Source organism: Aeromonas sp. MR7, assembly GCF_963899385.1.
Taxonomy (GTDB): Bacteria; Pseudomonadota; Gammaproteobacteria; order Enterobacterales; family Aeromonadaceae; genus Aeromonas; species Aeromonas bestiarum.
This window is the reverse complement of the sequence record NZ_CAWQXH010000049.1, coordinates 211,878-228,828: the sequence shown is the minus strand read 5'-3', so window position 1 is coordinate 228,828 and position 16,951 is coordinate 211,878. Positions and strand designations below refer to the sequence as shown.

Below are 16,951 nucleotides of genomic sequence, written 5' to 3'. Positions count from 1 at the left end.
CATGGCTACCCCACTCACGCTCCCCATGGCTCAGGCGTCCAGCTTCGGCAGGCGATCGTGCCAGTGGCTGATATCGCTGCGCAGCTGCTCCAGATCCCGGTTCAGCACGAAGAAGCTGTCTTCCACCTGCTGCAGCCAGTGACGGCCGATGAAGAGGTGCTGCTGATGGCGCTCGAACAGGCCGCGCTGACGCTTGAGCTCCTGTTGCAGCAGGCCGCTCTCGGCCAGCAGTCCGGTGAGCGCCGCCTGCCAGGGGGCTATCACCACCTCGGGGATGGCAGTGCGCTCCACCAGCACCAGCGGGATCTGCTGGCGTTGCAGGTCCAGCACCTGCAGCCGCAGCTCGTCGTCCAGCACCAGCTCGTAGTGCCCCTCCTTGGGGTTGCCGAGCGGCCAGCCCACCAGCGCCTCGCCGGTGGGGTGCCAGTGCGACAGCAGGGTGCGATCGAACACCAGGGTCTCGATCAGCCGCTCCGGATCGTCGCCATCCAGCGCCGCCGGGGTGAGCAGGTTGAAGTGCACCAGCTTGCCAAACGGACGAGCATTGGCCAGCGGGATCTGGATGCCGCGGGCGCGGCGTCCGAACCACTGCTGGCGCTGCTTCGCCTTGCAGCACAGGCGCTGGGCCACAGCGCTCCTGAGCTGCTTGAACTGATCCCGCAGCCCCATCAGCTGGCGGGTCATGGCCAACTGCTGGTAGCCATAGAGGCGGGAGAATTCGGTCATCATCTCCAGCAGGGCGGTGCGGGAGGCATCGTCGTGCCAGAGGCAATCCTTGAACAGCAGCAGATCCAGGGGGGCCACCTCGTCGCGGCCGTTGAAGAAGGCGCTCGCCTTGATGAGCCTGACCGCCTTCTTCCAGCGCCGATCCGACACGTAGCAGCTGTGGGCCAGCTGGCTGTCGAGCTGTTGGCGCAGCTGATAGATGAGCTCGAAGCAGTCGTCGGGCAGCCGCACCTGGTCGATCTGCACCTGCCAGGCCTCATACTCTTCGCTGTGGATCTGCACCGAGGGCGGCAGGTTCTGATGGGACTGGCCATCGCTGGCCAGCATGGCCTGGAAGTTGGCCTTCTCCTGCACCCTGTCCATCCAGATCCGCACCAGCATGCGATCGTAAAGCGCCTCCAGCCCGCTGTCCGGCGCCGGCAGCTCGTTGGAGGCAGTCACCAACAGCCGCATGGGGATGGGGTGCTGGCTGTCGCCGTTGCGAAACTGCCGCTCGTTGATGGCGGTGAGCAGGGTGTTGAGGATGGCGGGACCCGCCTTCCAGATCTCGTCGAGGAACACCACCTCGGCCTCCGGCAGGTAGCCCGTGGTCAACCGCAGGTACTTGCCATCCTCCTTCAGCGCCTGAATGGAGAGGGGGCCGAACACCTCCTCCGGCGTGCTGAAGCGGGTCATCAGGTATTCGAAGTGCCGCGCCTCATGGAAGGCCAGCTTGAGGCGGCGGGCGATCAGGCTCTTGGCAATGCCGGGCGGGCCCAGCAGGAAGACGCTCTCGCCGCTGAGGGCGGCCAGCAGACCGAGCCGCAGGGCATCCTGGCGCTCATACAATCCCTCGCCGAGGGCCGACAACAGGCGTGGCAAGCGTTCATGAATGGGGGCAAGGCGAAGATTCTGTGGTGCTAAAGGTGGCATAAGCGCACTTCCGATACTGGGGTTGTCTGGAACCGGCACACCCGCGACTCGGTCGAATGTTCCCTGTTCTGCTTATTGTATTGTGTCGAGGCCACCTGCGGGAAAAACCGGCGGGCGCATGGGCGCTGGGCCACCACTCCTGGCTAAAACATACCGCAAAAGATGCAGCAAAACGCGTTCGAGTGTACCCTGCGCAGAGCTTTTTTCACCAATGCAGATCAAGACAGAGCCACAGCCATGCAAGATCCCGAGCGTCAGAACGCACATCAGGCGCCATCCCTTGAGCAAAGCGGCCTCACGCCCGACCTGATGCGTCAAACCCTGTTGGCCCGCATGGGCATACAAAGCTGGCAACTGCGCCGCCCGGCCCTGCTGGGGGCCCATGCCGCCCCAGGCTACCAGGAGGCCGCCGAGCCAGCCCCTGCTCGGGATCTGCCCTCCGTCCAACTGGCCCAGCCTGAACTCGACACGCAGCCGGCCGGCAAGCTCTGGATCCTGGCACCTCGCCTGCCCGCCCCGACCCTGCTGGCGGATCTCTGCCAGCTGCTCGGCATAGGCGTCGACGAGGTGACGCTGCTGACCACGCTGCCCGCCGGGCACAAGCCCCCCCAGCTCTGGCTGGAACTGGCCGATCCCGCCTGGCCCGATGCGCTGGTCTGCCCGCTCACGCCGACACCGGCCCAGAAACGGGCGCTGTGGCAGCAACTCAGATCGCGCCTCGGTTAAGCGACCCTGTCGCCCGGATCTGCCCCCTTTCCTTCCGCCGCCCCGACCCGGAGCCACCATGCCTGAGTTTCGTCCCCTGCTCGAGACAGATTTCGAGCTGATTTACCCCATAGAACAGGCCGCCCACAAGGAGCCCTGGAGCCAGGCCAACCTGATCTCCTGCTTCGGGCCGCGCTATCTCAATGGCTTGATGCTGCTGGATGGCCGCCCCGCCGGTTTCTACATCTCGGATCTGGTGGCGGGCGACAGCTCGCTGATGAACATCTGCGTGCACCCAGACTGTCAGGGCAAGGGGCTGGGACGGGCGCTGCTGAAGGCCTATCTGGCCCGCAGCAAGGCGAAGGGGGCCGAGGCCTGGTTCCTGGAGGTGCGCGACAGCAACAAGCGCGCCATCGGCCTCTACGAGAGCGAGGGGTTTGCCGAGTATTGCCGCCGCGCCGACTACTACGGCACCGGCCAGGATCGGGAAGACGCCGTGCTCATGTCCCGCCTGTTCGACTTCGGCTAGACAGCCGCCCTACAGCAACGGCGCATTGTCGAGGGCCGGATCCTGCAGGCTCTGGGTGGTGTGCAGCACGGCTTCGAAGCCGGCCGCCGACAACGGCATGAAGAAGCCGCGCCGCCAGGTGACGCCCGGCATCCAGATCTGCTGGAGATCCACCGCTATCTTGATGGGCTTGAGCGGCTCCCCCGGCTGCTGCACATAGATGCCGGGCGGGGTCGCCACCTGCGGGAAGCGGCGCAGTATGTGCTCGCTGCCATCCCCCGCATCCGGGTTGAGCCGCACCTTGACCAGCCTGGCCAGCACGGGCGCCATCTCCTCTGACTGCCACAATGTGGCGTCCAGTCCCTTGCAGCGTCGGCACTTGGCGCGCTCGATCACATAGAGCAGCGGATACCCCTTGTGCAGGGCCAGCTGCTGCGCTTTGGCGTATCCGTCGGCGCCGATCAGCCAGGGGTTGTCTTGCTCGCTGGCCATATCCCCCAGCGCAAACCAGAGCCCGCCGGCCCCGGCCAGCAACAGCAATGCCCCCGTGACCATGCCCTTGATCCCGACACTCATTGTTCACCCTCCCTGAATGGCTCCTCTTGGTCATCGACCATCATGCCTCAAGCTCGCCCGGATTGCTGACTTTGTGATCCAGGACAAACAGCGCACACTTGTAAGCTGTAATCTTAGAGTTTAAACTCCAGCGCGATTTTTAGTGCCCCTGCGGGCGTACAACTGTTACTTGAGGATGTTTGACTGATGCCGAAACTCCATCTGGTTCGACTGATGCGTGAACGTATCGCCCGGCTTGGCAACAAGGCCGCCCTGCGCGTACAACAGGATGGCCAGTGGCGTGCCATCGGCTGGCGAACCCTGGGACAGGCCATGGACTACTGCGCCCAGGCGCTGATCCGCGCCGGCCACCAGCCCACCGAAATGGTGGGTCTCTACGCTCGCAACATGCCGGAGTGGACCCAGGCCGATCTCGGCATCCTCGCCGCCCGCGGCGTCAGCGTGCCCATCTACCCCACCAGCACCCTTGAGCAACTGCGCTATATAGTGCGCGACGCCAACATAGGCCTGCTGTTCGTCGGCGAACAGGCCCAGTTCGATCAGGCGCTCACCCTGTTGAAGGATGGCGAGATCCGCCAGATCGTCGCCCTCGATGGCAAGGTCAACCTGCGTGACTGCCCGGCGGCCAGCCACTTCCAGGCTTTTCTGGTCTCCGGCAACCATCAGGCCAGCGAGCAGGAGTTGCGGGTACGGGAAACCCAGTACCGGATGGACGACCTGCTGACCCTGATCTACACCTCGGGCACCACGGGTGAACCCAAGGGGGTCATGCTCGATTTTGCCAACATCGCCGCCTGCTTCGAGATGCACAACAGCCGCCTCGACCTCAACGAGCAGGATGTGTCGCTGTGCATGCTGCCGCTCAGCCACGTGTTCGAGCGCGCCTGGACCTACTATGTGCTCTACTGCGGCGCCGAGAACGTCTACATCCGCGATCCGCAGAAGGTGATGGATGTCATCGGCGAGGTGCAGCCGACCGTGATGTGCGCCGTGCCGCGCCTCTACGAGAAGGCCTACGCCATGATCCAGGCCAAGGTGGCTCAGGCGCCACGCCTGCGTCGCGCCCTGTTCGGCTGGGCCACCGGCGTCGGCAAGCAGCTGGTCGCCAGCCGTCAGGCGGGCAAGGCGACCTCGCCGCTGCTCTACGCCCAGCTCTGGCTGGCGGAGCGACTGGTGTTTCGCAAGCTGCGCGCCCGCTTCGGTGGTCGCACCCGCTTTCTGCCGGTGGCGGGCGCCCGCCTCGCCGACGACGTGAACTTCTTCTTCCAGGCCATGGGGCTCAACCTCAAGTACGGCTACGGCATGACAGAGACCACGGCCACCGTCTGCTGCTACGAAGACCACCAGTTCAAGCTGGGCTCCATCGGCACTGCGCTGAGCGGCATAGAGGTGAAGCTGGGTGAGAGCAACGAGCTGCTGGTGCGCTCCCCGACCGTGATGCGCGGCTACTACAACAAGCCAGACGCCACCGCCGAGGTGATGACCGAAGATGGCTTCCTGCGCACCGGCGATGCGGGCGAGCTCGACGGCGACGGCAACATCTACTTCACCGAGCGCCTCAAGGAGCTGATGAAGACCTCCAACGGCAAGTACGTGGCACCGCAACTGGTGGAGGGGACCATCGGCAAGGATCGCTTCATCGAGCAGATCGCCATCGTCGCCGATGCCCGCCACTTCGTGTCGGCGCTGATCGTGCCCTGCTTCGAGTCGCTGGAGGAGTACGCCCGCTCCATCAACCTGCAATACCAGTGCAAGACAGAGCTGCTGCGCAACTCCCGGGTGATGGAGTTCTTCGATGCCCGCATCCAGGATCTGCAAAAGGAGCTGGCCAAGTTCGAGCAGGTGAAGAAGTTCACCCTGCTGCCGAGCGCCTTCTCCATGGAGCTGGGGGAGATCACCCCCACCATGAAGCTGCGCCGCAAGATCATCGAATCCAAGTACCAGAGCGAGATCGAGGCCATGTACAACCATGTCTGAGCATGCCCACGCCTGACATGAAAAAGCCGCTTCAAGAGCGGCTTTTTGCTGTGTGCTTGCCACTCAGGGCAGCTTGACCAGCGGCTGCTCGCGCAGCTCTGTGGGGCGACCGGCCTGGATCTTCTCCACCTGTGCCAGCGCCTGCTTCACCTCCTCCCCATTTCGCAGCAGACGATAGGTCAGATCGAAGGTCTTGGTCTCCCCCGGCTGGATCTTGGGAACCAGTCCCAGCGGACGCTGGTACTTGGTGCTGTAGGCATAGCTGGTGCCGGGCTCGATACCCGTCACATAACCCTGGGCCCGGGTGTCGGTGTTCTTCCACAGGGTCAGCACGGGCAACTGGTGCGTGTTGTAACCCACAGCCACACCGGCGCTGCCCGCCCGATTGTTCAGCACCGCCAGGGTATTGCCCTCGGCGTCGCTGTAGGGCACCAGATTGAACACCATCTCATCGAAGCCCTTGGTCGGCCCCAGATAGGTTTGCCAGCTCTTCAGCCCCGCCTTGGCGTAGTCGTTGAACGGGGAGATCTGCTTCACCGGGGTGCTGACGCGCGCCCCCTCCTCCAGGATCGGCGTCCCGAAGTTGCTGTGATAGATGATCTGGTACTCGTTCTCGTAGTCGGCGTGGTTGGTCAGCTTGTCCTGCAGGGCAAACTCCGCCTGACCGGGCACTACGCTCAGCTGGGTCCAGGTGACCAGCTCGCTCACCTTGAAGGTGCGCTCGTCCACCCGGCCCAGCACGTGAATGGCATAGGGCGGCTCCTCGTCTATGGTCACGCTGACCACGGACGCCGGTATGTTCTGCACCCGGCCGTGCAGGCTCTTGAGGCGACCGTCGTCGTCGACTCCGGGGTGACCGGTCCACTCGTAGCCGCAACGCACCAGCATCTCATTGAAGCCATCGAGCCAGCCGAGACCGGCGCGGCTCTCCAGATCGATGAAGGCCGGGTTGACCACCTCCTTGACGGGGGAATCCCAACCGAGGCGCACATCGGCCCCCTTGAGCTCCTTGATCCCCATGCCGCGGGTCGGCACCAGGGTAATCTTCATCACGCCGTTGTCGACGATCAGCAGATCCACCCCCTCCTGACGCCCGCCGTGCAGCCGCTTCTTCTCGACGGAGAAGGGCACAGGGCTCTTGATCCCCAGCTTGTCGCTGCTGATCTTCCAGTCCCCCACATCCAGTCCCTGCTGGGAGTCGGTCAGCAGAAATTCGGCGGCCTGGCCCGAGCTCGCGCCCAGGGCGAGCAGTACGGCAATGGAGAGTCTCTTCAACATGGATTTATCCTCGTGTCTCTTGTTCTTGTGAATGGTTTTTGTGAAAGCTGAATCGTTTCAGTTGCCGTGACGTTAGGCGTCCACGGCGCAAGACTCAAGCCGCAAAAGAGGGAAATGTGAGCGGATTGACAATAAAAACCCCACCCGCCCTGCTGAAGTGAAGGCTGACTCACACTTATTTTCGGGCGCCATTTTCGAACGCTCGGGGCCACGGAAATACGCCGGGGAGAGGCGGGAGAGACGCAATAAAAAAGCCGCTCCAGGAGCGGCTTGCGGATCGAAAGGGGGAAGGATCAGGTCGTGGTCTGGCGGGTACCGAAGTAGTCGGCCAGGAAGTCGTCGAACGACAGGCTGTCGCTGCGCTCCCGCTCCCGCTGCTTGGCCAGGGATTCCCGCGCCTCGCCCGCGAAGTAGGCCTGATCCCAGTACTGCAGCTCGCCGGCCAGCATCTCTTCCCGATAGCGGCTCGCCAGCTCGTCACCGAAGCAGCCGTTGTCCTGACCGCTCTCAAGCAACTGCTTGAGCAGGCGGGCGGAGTAGGTGAGCTCGGGATTGAGCAGCTTCTCGCGGTGCATGGCCAGCGTCTCGCGGTAGCGGTTGCGGCCACAGCAGCGATCCAGCAGGGAGGCCACCTGAGCCAGCTCGTCAAACAGCTTGAGGCCGTACTCCTTGAGACCGATGGCGTTGCCCTGCTCATATTCAAGCTCCAGGCCGGGGCGACGCCCTTCCAGCACCACCTTGTTCTGGTTGCGGCGATTGCGGGCAATCTCCTCGTCACCCAGCACGGGAGACGGGCGCAGCAGGCACCAGACCAGGAACAGATCGAAGAAGCGGATCTGATCCACATCTATGCCGAACGGGGTGAAGGGGTTCACATCCACTGTGCGCAGCTCTATGTATTCGATGCCGCGCTGTTCCAGCGCATCCGAGGGTTTCTCGCCGCTGCGCGGGGTGCGCTTGGGCCGGATCGGCGCGTACAGCTCGTTCTCCAGCTGCAGCACGTTGTCGTTGAGCTGACGGTACTCGCCGTTCACCTTGACCCCTATCTTGGCAAACTCGGGATCATGGGTGCTGATGGCGCGGCGCAGGCTGGCCACATAGGCGGGCAGGTTGTCATGGCTGATGTTGAGCTTGCTCTGGGAGCTGCTGGTGTAGCCGAGATCGGACAGCCGCAGCGCGGTGGCATAGGGCAGGTAGAGGGTGCCCTTGCCGGTCTTCTGGAACGGCAGGCTGCTCTTGCGCCCCTTGAGGAAGGAGTCGCAGATGGCCGGGGAGGCGCCGAACAGATAGGGCACCAGCCAGCCGAAGCGGTAGACGTTGCGAATAAGCCCCATGTACTTGTCGGAGATGAAGCGCTGGCTGCAGCAGCCCTCGCACACCAGATCCTGCCACTCGCTCCAGAAGCTGTCCGGCATGGAGAAGTTGAAGTGCACCCCGGCGATCACCTGCATCAGGCTGCCGTAGCGGTTCTTCAGCCCCTGCCGGTAGAGGGTCTTCATCCGCCCTATGTTGGAGCTGCCGTACTGGGCCAGCCGTATGCTCTCCTCGTCGCCGACGAAGCAGGGCATGGAGAGCGGCCAGATGCGCTCGTCACCGAGATGATGGATGGCGTGGCGATGAATGTCGCCCAGCTGTTCGATCAGGCTGTCGATGGAGTCGGTGGCCGGGGTGATGAACTCCAGCAGGCTCTCCGAGTAGTCGGTGGTGATGTTGGCATGGGTCAGGGCCGAGCCCAGACTCCTGGGGTGATCCGTCTGGGAGAGGGTCCCCTCCGGCGTGATGCGCAGACATTCACGTTCGATCCCGCGCCGGATCCCCTTGAGGGCCGTCAGCCGTTCCGGCGAACCCAGGGCGGTCAACAACTCGGTGAGTGACAAGCTAGTAGTAGTCATATTCACGGCTCATGTGTGGCCGCCCCACAGGGGGGCGGCGCTATTTTTATGAAGCGCCCTCAGGGCAGCTGCAGCGGATAGATGGGAAGATGAAGCTCCTTCAGGGGTTTTTCAAGCTTTTGCTTGTCACCCACCACCACAATCACCATGTCGGCCGGATCCAGCCAGCGGGCGGCGCTGGCTTTGAGCGCCTCGGGTGACACCGTTTTGATCAGCTGGTTCTGGGCCTGCACATAGTCCGGCTTCAGGTCATACATGATCATCTGCAGCAGGAAGCCTGCCTTCTGGCCCAAGGTTTCGTATGAGAGCGCATCCTGCTGGGAAACGGCGCTGCGCATGTAGGCCAGCTCCACCGGGGTCGGGCCGGTCGCGCGGTAGTTGTCCATCTCCTTGAGGAACTGACGGATGGCATCCACGGTCGCATCGGCCCGCACATTGGCGCCGGTGGCAAAGGTACCCACCTCGCGATTGGCGGAGAAGCCCGAGCTGGCCCCGTAGGTGTAGCCCTTGTCTTCGCGCAGGTTGAGGTTGATGCGGCTGTTGAAGTTGCCCCCCAGGTTGAAGTTCATCAGCCCGGCGGTGAAGTAATCCCCCGTGGTATCAAACGCCATGGCGCGACGACCGATGCGGATCACCGACTGGGGCGCCCCCGGCTTGTCCACCAGATAGATGCCCGGCTTGGCCTGCTCACCCTTGGGCTTGAGGCTGCCGAGTACCGGCGTGGCGCCCTTCCACTGGGTCAGGAAACCGAGTTGCTCCTCCACCTGCTGCTGAGCCACATCCCCGACTACCACCACCTTGGCGTTGGTCGGGTTGTAGTAGTTCTGATAGAAGCGCTTCACGTCCGCCAGGGTCAGCTTCTCGACGTCGGCCAGCACACCGTCACCCGGTTGACCGAGGCGGTTCTGCTTGCCATAGACCAGCTCGCGGAACGCCTGGCCTGCCAGCCACTCCGGCTGCTGTTCGCTCTGTTTCATGCCTTGCAGCATCTGCGCCTTGACCCGCTCGAAGTCCGCCTCCCGCATGCCGGGCCGCTCGAACACCTCGCGCACCAGCGCCAGGGTCTGGGGCAGCTTGTCGGTCAGGCTGCTGATGGTGACCAGGTTGCTGTACTGGGCACTGGAGACGCTGACGCTGGAGCCGAGCTTTTGCAGCTCGTCGCTGAGCTGGGCCTCGGTCAGGCGCACCGAGCCCTGTCCCATCATGCTGGCGGTGAGGCTGGCGAGCCCCAGCTCCCCCTTGCCTTCGGCCCGCATGCCGCCCGGCAGGGCGACCATGATGGAAACGGCCGGGATCTCGTCACTCTGGGTGCCGATGATCTCGATCCCCTTGTCGAGCTTGCCGTGCCAGATGGCGGGCACCTTGACGCTGACCGCATCCGCCGCCTTGGGCTGCACGCTGCGATCGAAGTTGTCCTTGACCGGGCGCAGCGCCAGCGGCTCCCCATGCTGGCTGTAATCGGGCAGCTCGCGCTTGGCAGGGGTGAAGTTCGGCTTGGTCACCTGCCAATCCGTCTTGCCCTTGGGCACCACGCTCAGCACCACGGCCGGCTTGTCCACGATGAACTTGTCATAGGCCGCCTTGACCTGCTCAGGGGTCACCTTGCCGATGGCATCCAGGCTCTTGAACACATAGTTGGGATCCTGGGCGAACACCTGGCCCATGGCTAGCTGGCTCACCTTGCCGGAGACGCTGTCCAGACCCCAGATGGCCGAGGCGCGATAGCTGCTGATGGCCTTTTCCAGATCCTCCGGCTTGAGGCCGCGACCGGCAAACTCGCCGATCACCTTGTCCACTTCCCCCTTGAGGGTCTTGAGGCTGCCATCCACCGCCGGGTTGGGATAGGCGTAAACGGTCAGGGTGCAGGCCAGCTCCTCGCAGTAGTGGGAGGCGCCCACGTCTATGGCCTTGCCGGTTTTCACCAGCGACTGGTAGAGCATGGAGCTGGCGGAGCCGCCGAGCACGTCGGCAAACATGTCCAGCGCCGGCTCCTGCGGATCGCCGAGGGCGACGGTCGGGTAGCTGATGTAGAGCAGCGGCAGATGGACCTTGTCCTCCAGCGTCACGTAGCGGGTCTCGGGCAGGCTCACCGGCTCCGGGGTCGGCTCGGCCACGTCAGGACCGCGCGGGATGGAACCGAAGTATTGCTCGATCCAGGCCAGTGCCTGCTTGGTATCGAAGTCGCCGCCCAGGGTCAGGGTGGCGTTGTTCGGGCCGTACCAGCGCAGGAAGAACTGCTTGAGGTCATCCACCCCGACCCGGTCCAGATCCTCCACATAACCGATGGGCTGCCAGGAGTAGGGATGGGTGCGCGGGTAGAGCGCCTCCCCCACCTTCTCGCTCACCAGGCCATAGGGCTGGTTGTCGATGCGCTGGGCGCGCTCGTTCTTGACGGTGGCGCGCTGGATCTCGAACTTCTTCTGGCTCACCGCATCGAGCAGGAAGCCCATGCGATCCGCTTCCAGCCAGAGCACCTTCTCCAGCTGATTGGCCGGCACAGTCTCGTAATAATTGGTGCGATCCTTGTTGGTGGTGCCGTTCATGTCGCCACCCGCCTCGTTGATGATCCGCATATGCTCCTGATCGCCAACGTGTTTTGAGCCCTGGAACATCATGTGTTCGAAGAAGTGGGCAAACCCGGACTTGCCCACCTGCTCGCGGGCCGAGCCCACGTGATAGGTGACGTCTAGGTGCACCAGGGGATCTGACTTGTCGGGCGCCAGGATCACGGTCAGACCGTTGTCCAGCTTGTACATCTGGTAAGGGATGCCGAGCTTGCCCTCTTCCTTGACCTGCTCCGACACCAGGGTGGGGGCTGCCAGCACGGGCAGGGTGAAGCCCAGAAGAAGACTTAATGGAATGAGTTTGTTCACGGTTACCTCGTGAGTGAAGAAAGGGGCTAGAAAATGTGACTGGCCAACAGAAAAACCAGGGCATAACGCAATAATTTGCCGAGCCCGATCAGGATGAGAGAGCGCCAGAAGGAGAGACGCAGCCAACCGGCCAGCAGACAGAGGCCATCACCGACCACTGGCGTCCAGGCCAACAGCAGACACCAGTGACCATGTTGTTTGAGCCAGCCGAGGGCTTTTTGTTCCCCACGGCCTTGAAAATCTTCCGGTTTTTTCTTGAAGGTGGCGAGCCAGCCGAGCCACCAGGTGGTCATGGAGCCCAGGGTATTGCCAAGCGTCGCCCACAGCAGCAGGCTGGTCATGCTCCACTCTCCCTTGGCCGCCATGGCCCCCAGCAGCACTTCCGAGCTGCCGGGCAGCAGGGTGGCGGAGGTGAAGGCGCTCAAAAACAGCCAGCCCAGCCCCATCTCGGCAATACCAGTCATCCGGGCTGGCCATCGGCGGCAGGCATGCGCAGCACCAGCTTGCCACGCACATGGCCTTGTTCTATGGCCTGATGGGCCAGCGCCCCCTCGGCCAGGGCAAACTCGCCACCGACCGTGATATGTACATCCCCCTGGCGCAGCAGGATCAGCATCTGGGCCAGCTGTTTGCTGTCGGGGTGCACCAGCATGCCGAGCACCTCTATGCCGGCATCGACCGCCGCATCCTTGATCTGCTGGGCCGTGATGGTCGGTACAGTCACCAGACGGCCACCGGGCTTGACGCAGGCGAGCGCCGCCTTGCCGCTCTCGCCGCCCACCAGGTCCAGCACCAGATCGACCTGCCCCCCCTGGGCCAGGATCTGCGCGACCCAGTCAGGGTCGTGGTAATCCACAAGATGACCGGCCCCCAGGCCATGGAGAAAACCGTGATTGTCACGACTGGCCGTGGCGACCACCTCGGCGCCGTAAGCGCTGGCAAACTGCACCGCCAGATGGCCAACCCCGCCGGCACCGGCCAGGATCAGCACCCGCTGACCGGCCTTGAGGGCACCATGTTCAAACAGCCCCTGCCAGGCGGTGAGACCGGCCAGCGGCAGGGCGGCGCCCTGTTTGAGGCTGATGCCATCTAGCTTGACCAGCGCTTCTGCGCTCACCACAGTGCTGTCGGCATAGGCGCCGCCCGCCAGCGGAAAGCCCACCATGCCGCACACTTGATCTCCCTCTGCCAGCGAGGTCACGCCTGGGCCCACCTTCTCAATCACGCCAGCCACATCATAACCCGGCGTCCAGGGCAGCTTGTCCTTGTTCTGGGCCGCCGCCCAGCCGAGGCCGGCCCGAGTCTTGGCATCGATGGGATTGACTCCCGCAAAGCAGATGCGCACCCGGACTTCCCCCTCGGCGGGCACCTTGCCCTGCGAAGGGTTGAGCTTGAGTACCGAGGGGTCGCCGAATGCGGTAATCTGTAGCTGCGTCATTGCACAATCCATCCTGTTGACTGATCAAGGGTCAACAGAATAACAGCGAGGACACCATGGCTCGAATGTTTCTTATTCCTCTGTTGCTGGCCCTGGGGTGGTGGGCGTTTCTGCTCTACTTCCGCATCCCGCTCAAACAGGGGGCCAAGGGGTTTTACTGGATCATCGGCATAGGTGGGGGGCTGGCCGCCTTCCTCAGCCTGATGATGGTGCTGACTCACTAGCGCCGCCCGCGCACAGCAACAAAAAGGCCACCCTGAGGTGGCCAGATCATCAACCCGCTTGCGCGCTGAGGTGGTAGTGGCGGTTGCTGCCCTGCCCCAGCACCCCCTGGGCCAGCAGATGCTGGAATACCCTGTCTACCTCTTCCAGCGACAGCGACAACGCCTCGGCTACCCCGCGCTTGCTGCACTTGAGCTCGCCGCTCTCCAGCACGGAGCGCACCTGGGCCACCACAGCTGGCTCGGGCTCCGGCTTGCTCACCACAGGAGGCGCAGTGGCCGCAGCCTCCGCCAGCCGCGCCGCGGCCTGCTCCCGCGCCTGCTGCCACAGCCACATACGGCGAAAGCGGTTCTCCTCGCCGATCAGGCTGACGAAGAAGGCACCAAACACATCCAGCAGCACCGAGAGGAAACAGACCAGCAGAAACTGCACCTGGCTGATGCTCATGCCCACCCCGTCCGCCAGACTGCTCATCAGCCCCAGCATGGAGGACTGCTCGTTGAGCGGCTTGGCGTCCCGCTCCTGGCGCAACTCATCCTGCTTCAACCTGAGCTTGGTGTTGGCCTGCTGCAAGCCGCTGACGCCGCTGGAGATGCGCGCCATCTCTATATACTTGCGGGCCGCCTCCTCGTTGAGCTGGATCTGCCGCTCTATGCTGGCGATCTGCTCGTCGAAGCGGGCCAGCTCCCGCTCGTGGCGCGCCTGCTGGCTCAGTATGGTGTTGGTGGCGCTGTTGATGCCGCCGATGCTGCCGCCGATGCTGCCGCCGATGGAGATGGCGGCCAGCACGCTGTAGAACAGCAGCGACCAGAAGGCGCCGCCGAGATCGCGGCGCGCCTTGCACTCGCCGTACTCGTACCAGACGTAGAACTTGCCCAGCTCGAAGATGATGGCCAGGCCGCCGAACAGCCACTTCATCAGGGGGTTGTCGTCGATGGAGAGAAACAGCAACAGGGAGAAGACGATGGAGGCCAGAATGGCCAACCCGGTAAAACTGTACACCGTGGTCAGAGCGAACCACCCCTTGGGGTAGCGCAATATGGCGGAAGCCTGTGTATTCATGATGAAGTGGGGATACTGTGCAGGAAAAGTTGGCTACCGATTATAGTCCCCCCATCGACAGAATGAAGGCTAATCGTTTGAATTCAATCAGATACTGCCCTGGATGGACAGGCTGCGACCAGATTGGGCAAATAGCCGCCACCGGCATGATGACGGCTCGAACCCAAGCTGCCATCCTCGACGCAATGACAAGCGGGCCCGTCGCACCGAAGAAGTGGCGCAGCCCCCCTGGCAAGGTGAGGTGCCAAGCCGCAAAGCCGGCGCAGCCACAATGATGGCTGGTTCCGTTCAGGTTAAGCCTGCACCTTCTAGACTGATAGCAATCACCCTGAATCCGAGGTCATCATGAATAAAACCGCCCTGCTGCTCTCCCTCCTGCTGGCCCATGGCGTGGCCTTTGCCGCGCCGCCCTCCAAGAACAACGATGGCGTCAAGCTATCCACCGACGATATCAAGCTGGACATCAACTGGGATCAGAAAGAGTACGACTGGTGGCAGAACAACTGCCTGGATCTCGGCATAGGCGACAGCCGGATCCAGCTCAACTGCGACAAGGTGGATGGCAAGTATCGCGATCACTACAACCGCAGCATCCACAGCGGCAACAATCCGGGTCAGGGCCACAACAAGCAGAAGGGCAATGGCAACGGGAATGGGAACGGCAAGAAGAACTAGCCGAAACCACAGCAGACATCACACAGGGGCCCATGGCCCCTGTGTTCATTGGACTACCAGTAATTCTCCGCACTGATGTTGCCCGGCGCCCGCCGCAGGTTCTTGGCCAGCCCCAATGCCAGCAAGGTCTGTTGCGTCTCCTTCACCATGGCCGGATTGCCACAGATCAGCACCTGGCTCAGCTCGGGTGAAAATGCGAGCCCGACTCGCTCCTGCAGTCGCCCGTCGGCGATGGCCGCCGGGATCCGCCCTTCCATCGCATCGGGCCAGGCCTCGCGGCTGACGAAGGGCACGTAGCGAAAACGCTCGCCGTGGCGCTCGGAAAAACCATCGATCAGCGCTCGGTAGCTCAGCTCCTCCCCCTTGCGTACCCCGTGCACCAGTACCAGGTTCTCGAAGCGCTCGAACGCCTCGCCGTCCGCCAGCATGGAGAGGAAGGGGCCTATGGCGGTACCTGTGGAGAGCAGCCAGAGATCGCGGCCGGGCGGGAGCTCATCCAGGGTCAGAAAGCCGGTCGCCTGGGATTGCACCAGCAGAGTGTCGCCCGTTTGCAGGGAACCGAGTGAAGGCGTCAGCTCACCGCCCTGGATCTCGACGAAGTAAAACTCGTGGTAAGGCGCAGAGGGGGGATTGACGAAAGAGTAGGCCCGCTGGATGCGGCGCTCACCCTGCTCGAGGGCCAGCTTGGTAAATTGACCTGCCTTGTAGGGGACGAGTTCGGCCTCCACACGCAGGGAAAACAGGGTGGGGGTCCATTCGATGCGCTCGATGACCCTACCTTCGACCCAGGCTGCCATAAGGATCTCCTCCAGAGGAACAGAACCTCACTTTACCCTTTGATCCCAAAATAAAAAACCCGCGCAAGTGCGCGGGTTTTTCTGCAAAAGCGAAACGCTATTACAGGGCAACAACCTGAACTTGTACGGTTGCTTTGACGTCAGCGTGCAGCTGAACAACAACTTCGTACTCGCCGGTGTTACGCAGAACGTTGCCCATGCGGACCTCGCTCTTGGCAACAGCAACGCCGGCAGCAGTGATGGCTTCAGCCACGTCACGGGTACCGATGGAACCGAACAGCTTGCCTTCGTCGCCAGATTTGGAGGCGATGACAACAGCAGCCAGTTCACCCAGCTTGGCAGCGCGCTCTTCAGCGGCAGCTTTACCGGCAGCCAGTTTGGCTTCCAGTTCAGCACGGCGAGCATCGAAAGTCTCGATGTTGGCCTTGGTAGCCATAACGGCTTTGCCTTGCGGGATCAGATAGTTACGGGCGTAGCCAGCTTTAACAGCGACTTGATCACCCAGACCGCCCAGTTTGGCGATTTTGTCGAGCAGGATAACTTGCATTACCTTTCCTCTATAAAAGTTGAGTTAGGCTTAAGTGCCGGGCCGATTCTTACTTGTTGTGCAGATCGGTGTACGGCAGCAGAGCCAGGTAACGAGCACGCTTGATGGCGCGTGCCAGCTGACGCTGATACTTGGCGCGGGTACCGGTGATACGGCTCGGTACGATCTTGCCAGATTCAGTGACGTAGTTTTTCAGAGTAACGATATCTTTGTAGTCGATCTCGGTAACGTTCTCGGCAGTGAAGCGGCAGAACTTACGACGACGGAAATAACGTGCCATGGCCTTTATCCTCTATTCAGTGATCCAGAATTACTCTTCGGAAGACGCTGCTTCAACAGTATCTTCGCGGCGCTCGTCGTCACGACGGACGAAGCGCTCTTCCTTGGCCTTGGCCATCGGAGAAACTTCAGTCACGGCGTGCTTGGTGCGCATGATCATGTTGCGGATAACGGCATCGTTGAAACGGAAGTTGGTTTCCAGTTCATCGATAACGGCTTGCTCTGCTTCCACGTTCATCAGAACGTAGTGAGCTTTGTGCAGCTTGTCGATCGGGTAAGCCAGTTGACGACGGCCCCAATCTTCCATGCGATGGATAGTACCACCCGCGGTGGTGATAGCGCCGGTGTAACGCTCGATCATGCCGGGTACTTGCTCGCTCTGGTCCGGATGAACCATGAAGACGATTTCGTAATGACGCATTTTAGCTCCTTACGGATTAATTCAGCCTCCGCCCAGGTGCAGCCAGACCTCGGAGGCAAGGAA

At 62.5% G+C, this 16,951-nt stretch carries 17 protein-coding genes; 5 read left to right on the top strand and 12 right to left on the bottom strand.

The features are described from left to right. Nucleotides 1-30 precede the first annotated feature (30 nt). The gene (locus AACW87_RS18575) at nucleotides 31-1,638 is read right to left on the bottom strand and encodes an ATPase RavA domain-containing protein (protein WP_043135499.1); all 1,608 of its coding nucleotides are present in this window, start codon (nucleotides 1,636-1,638) and stop codon (nucleotides 31-33) included. 237 nt (nucleotides 1,639-1,875) lie between these two features. Here AACW87_RS18575 and AACW87_RS18570 point away from each other — a divergent pair, with 237 nt between their 5' ends. Together AACW87_RS18570 and rimI are read left to right on the top strand one after the other, a co-directional pair. After that, the gene (locus AACW87_RS18570) at nucleotides 1,876-2,364 is read left to right on the top strand and encodes a hypothetical protein (RefSeq protein WP_445206859.1); all 489 of its coding nucleotides are present in this window, start codon (nucleotides 1,876-1,878) and stop codon (nucleotides 2,362-2,364) included. Between the two features lie 58 nt (nucleotides 2,365-2,422). Continuing rightward, on the top strand, nucleotides 2,423-2,872 hold the full coding sequence (gene rimI, locus AACW87_RS18565; protein WP_103471578.1) for a ribosomal protein S18-alanine N-acetyltransferase: 450 nt from the start codon (nucleotides 2,423-2,425) through the stop codon (nucleotides 2,870-2,872). Nucleotides 2,873-2,881: 9 nt separating this feature from the next. Here the strand turns inward: rimI and AACW87_RS18560 are convergent, their stop codons facing one another. Further along, nucleotides 2,882-3,427 carry a thioredoxin family protein gene (locus AACW87_RS18560; protein WP_241325767.1) on the bottom strand — a complete coding sequence of 182 codons (546 nt, stop codon included), beginning with the start codon at nucleotides 3,425-3,427 and terminating at the stop codon, nucleotides 2,882-2,884. 186 nt (nucleotides 3,428-3,613) lie between these two features. Here AACW87_RS18560 and AACW87_RS18555 point away from each other — a divergent pair, with 186 nt between their 5' ends. After that, complete coding sequence (locus tag AACW87_RS18555; protein ID WP_241325766.1) at nucleotides 3,614-5,404, top strand: AMP-dependent synthetase/ligase; 1,791 nt, start codon at nucleotides 3,614-3,616, stop codon at nucleotides 5,402-5,404. A 63-nt stretch (nucleotides 5,405-5,467) separates the two neighbouring features. Here AACW87_RS18555 and AACW87_RS18550 read toward each other — a convergent pair whose 3' ends face one another. From AACW87_RS18550 to AACW87_RS18530, 5 genes are all read right to left on the bottom strand, one after another. Further along, entirely contained in the window at nucleotides 5,468-6,682 is a 1,215-nt protein-coding gene (locus AACW87_RS18550) for an aldose 1-epimerase family protein (protein WP_241325765.1), read from the bottom strand. 293 nt (nucleotides 6,683-6,975) lie between these two features. Continuing rightward, nucleotides 6,976-8,574, bottom strand: coding sequence for a glutamate--cysteine ligase (gshA, locus tag AACW87_RS18545; protein WP_241325764.1), 1,599 nt, complete (start codon nucleotides 8,572-8,574; stop codon nucleotides 6,976-6,978). A 59-nt stretch (nucleotides 8,575-8,633) separates the two neighbouring features. Next, nucleotides 8,634-11,447 (bottom strand): M16 family metallopeptidase, encoded by a 2,814-nt coding sequence (locus AACW87_RS18540; protein ID WP_241325763.1) that lies wholly within the window; start codon nucleotides 11,445-11,447, stop codon nucleotides 8,634-8,636. Between the two features lie 26 nt (nucleotides 11,448-11,473). Continuing rightward, a complete protein-coding gene (locus tag AACW87_RS18535) occupies nucleotides 11,474-11,911 on the bottom strand; it encodes a YqaA family protein (RefSeq protein ID WP_043135490.1) in 438 nt (145 codons plus the stop codon). After that, nucleotides 11,908-12,897, bottom strand: coding sequence for an NADP-dependent oxidoreductase (locus AACW87_RS18530; RefSeq protein WP_241325762.1), 990 nt, complete (start codon nucleotides 12,895-12,897; stop codon nucleotides 11,908-11,910). The genes AACW87_RS18535 and AACW87_RS18530 overlap by 4 nt, the downstream gene beginning before the upstream one ends. 44 nt (nucleotides 12,898-12,941) lie before the next feature. Here AACW87_RS18530 and AACW87_RS18525 point away from each other — a divergent pair, with 44 nt between their 5' ends. Beyond that, nucleotides 12,942-13,109: a hypothetical protein gene (locus AACW87_RS18525; protein WP_005308905.1), complete on the top strand. Its 168-nt coding sequence runs from the start codon at nucleotides 12,942-12,944 to the stop codon at nucleotides 13,107-13,109. Nucleotides 13,110-13,158: 49 nt separating this feature from the next. Here the strand turns inward: AACW87_RS18525 and AACW87_RS18520 are convergent, their stop codons facing one another. After that, entirely contained in the window at nucleotides 13,159-14,169 is a 1,011-nt protein-coding gene (locus AACW87_RS18520) for a Preprotein translocase subunit SecY (RefSeq protein ID WP_241325761.1), read from the bottom strand. 345 nt (nucleotides 14,170-14,514) lie between these two features. Here AACW87_RS18520 and AACW87_RS18515 point away from each other — a divergent pair, with 345 nt between their 5' ends. Then, nucleotides 14,515-14,844, top strand: coding sequence for a hypothetical protein (locus AACW87_RS18515; protein ID WP_241325760.1), 330 nt, complete (start codon nucleotides 14,515-14,517; stop codon nucleotides 14,842-14,844). Between the two features lie 53 nt (nucleotides 14,845-14,897). Here AACW87_RS18515 and AACW87_RS18510 read toward each other — a convergent pair whose 3' ends face one another. From AACW87_RS18510 to rpsF, 4 genes are all read right to left on the bottom strand, one after another. Further along, complete coding sequence (locus AACW87_RS18510) at nucleotides 14,898-15,641, bottom strand: ferredoxin--NADP reductase (protein WP_098980764.1); 744 nt, start codon at nucleotides 15,639-15,641, stop codon at nucleotides 14,898-14,900. Between the two features lie 100 nt (nucleotides 15,642-15,741). Beyond that, nucleotides 15,742-16,188 carry a 50S ribosomal protein L9 gene (gene rplI, locus AACW87_RS18505; RefSeq protein ID WP_043135484.1) on the bottom strand — a complete coding sequence of 149 codons (447 nt, stop codon included), beginning with the start codon at nucleotides 16,186-16,188 and terminating at the stop codon, nucleotides 15,742-15,744. 49 nt (nucleotides 16,189-16,237) lie between these two features. Next, nucleotides 16,238-16,468 carry a 30S ribosomal protein S18 gene (rpsR, locus tag AACW87_RS18500; protein WP_005313392.1) on the bottom strand — a complete coding sequence of 77 codons (231 nt, stop codon included), beginning with the start codon at nucleotides 16,466-16,468 and terminating at the stop codon, nucleotides 16,238-16,240. 30 nt (nucleotides 16,469-16,498) lie between these two features. Further along, complete coding sequence (gene rpsF, locus AACW87_RS18495; protein WP_005313395.1) at nucleotides 16,499-16,888, bottom strand: 30S ribosomal protein S6; 390 nt, start codon at nucleotides 16,886-16,888, stop codon at nucleotides 16,499-16,501. Nucleotides 16,889-16,951: the final 63 nt, after the last annotated feature.

What these genes read in the sequence shown, in the direction of transcription:
- AACW87_RS18575 (WP_043135499.1), bottom strand. Translation starts at nt 1,638, where the DNA reads ATGCCACCTTTAGCACCACAGAATCTTCGCCTTGCCCCCATTCATGAA.
- AACW87_RS18570 (WP_445206859.1), top strand. Translation starts at nt 1,876, where the DNA reads ATGCAAGATCCCGAGCGTCAGAACGCACATCAGGCGCCATCCCTTGAG.
- rimI (WP_103471578.1), top strand. Translation starts at nt 2,423, where the DNA reads ATGCCTGAGTTTCGTCCCCTGCTCGAGACAGATTTCGAGCTGATTTAC.
- AACW87_RS18560 (WP_241325767.1), bottom strand. Translation starts at nt 3,427, where the DNA reads ATGAGTGTCGGGATCAAGGGCATGGTCACGGGGGCATTGCTGTTGCTG.
- AACW87_RS18555 (WP_241325766.1), top strand. Translation starts at nt 3,614, where the DNA reads ATGCCGAAACTCCATCTGGTTCGACTGATGCGTGAACGTATCGCCCGG.
- AACW87_RS18550 (WP_241325765.1), bottom strand. Translation starts at nt 6,682, where the DNA reads ATGTTGAAGAGACTCTCCATTGCCGTACTGCTCGCCCTGGGCGCGAGC.
- gshA (WP_241325764.1), bottom strand. Translation starts at nt 8,574, where the DNA reads ATGACTACTACTAGCTTGTCACTCACCGAGTTGTTGACCGCCCTGGGT.
- AACW87_RS18535 (WP_043135490.1), bottom strand. Translation starts at nt 11,911, where the DNA reads ATGACTGGTATTGCCGAGATGGGGCTGGGCTGGCTGTTTTTGAGCGCC.
- AACW87_RS18530 (WP_241325762.1), bottom strand. Translation starts at nt 12,897, where the DNA reads ATGGATTGTGCAATGACGCAGCTACAGATTACCGCATTCGGCGACCCC.
- AACW87_RS18525 (WP_005308905.1), top strand. Translation starts at nt 12,942, where the DNA reads ATGGCTCGAATGTTTCTTATTCCTCTGTTGCTGGCCCTGGGGTGGTGG.
- AACW87_RS18520 (WP_241325761.1), bottom strand. Translation starts at nt 14,169, where the DNA reads ATGAATACACAGGCTTCCGCCATATTGCGCTACCCCAAGGGGTGGTTC.
- AACW87_RS18515 (WP_241325760.1), top strand. Translation starts at nt 14,515, where the DNA reads ATGAATAAAACCGCCCTGCTGCTCTCCCTCCTGCTGGCCCATGGCGTG.
- AACW87_RS18510 (WP_098980764.1), bottom strand. Translation starts at nt 15,641, where the DNA reads ATGGCAGCCTGGGTCGAAGGTAGGGTCATCGAGCGCATCGAATGGACC.
- rplI (WP_043135484.1), bottom strand. Translation starts at nt 16,188, where the DNA reads ATGCAAGTTATCCTGCTCGACAAAATCGCCAAACTGGGCGGTCTGGGT.
- rpsR (WP_005313392.1), bottom strand. Translation starts at nt 16,468, where the DNA reads ATGGCACGTTATTTCCGTCGTCGTAAGTTCTGCCGCTTCACTGCCGAG.
- rpsF (WP_005313395.1), bottom strand. Translation starts at nt 16,888, where the DNA reads ATGCGTCATTACGAAATCGTCTTCATGGTTCATCCGGACCAGAGCGAG.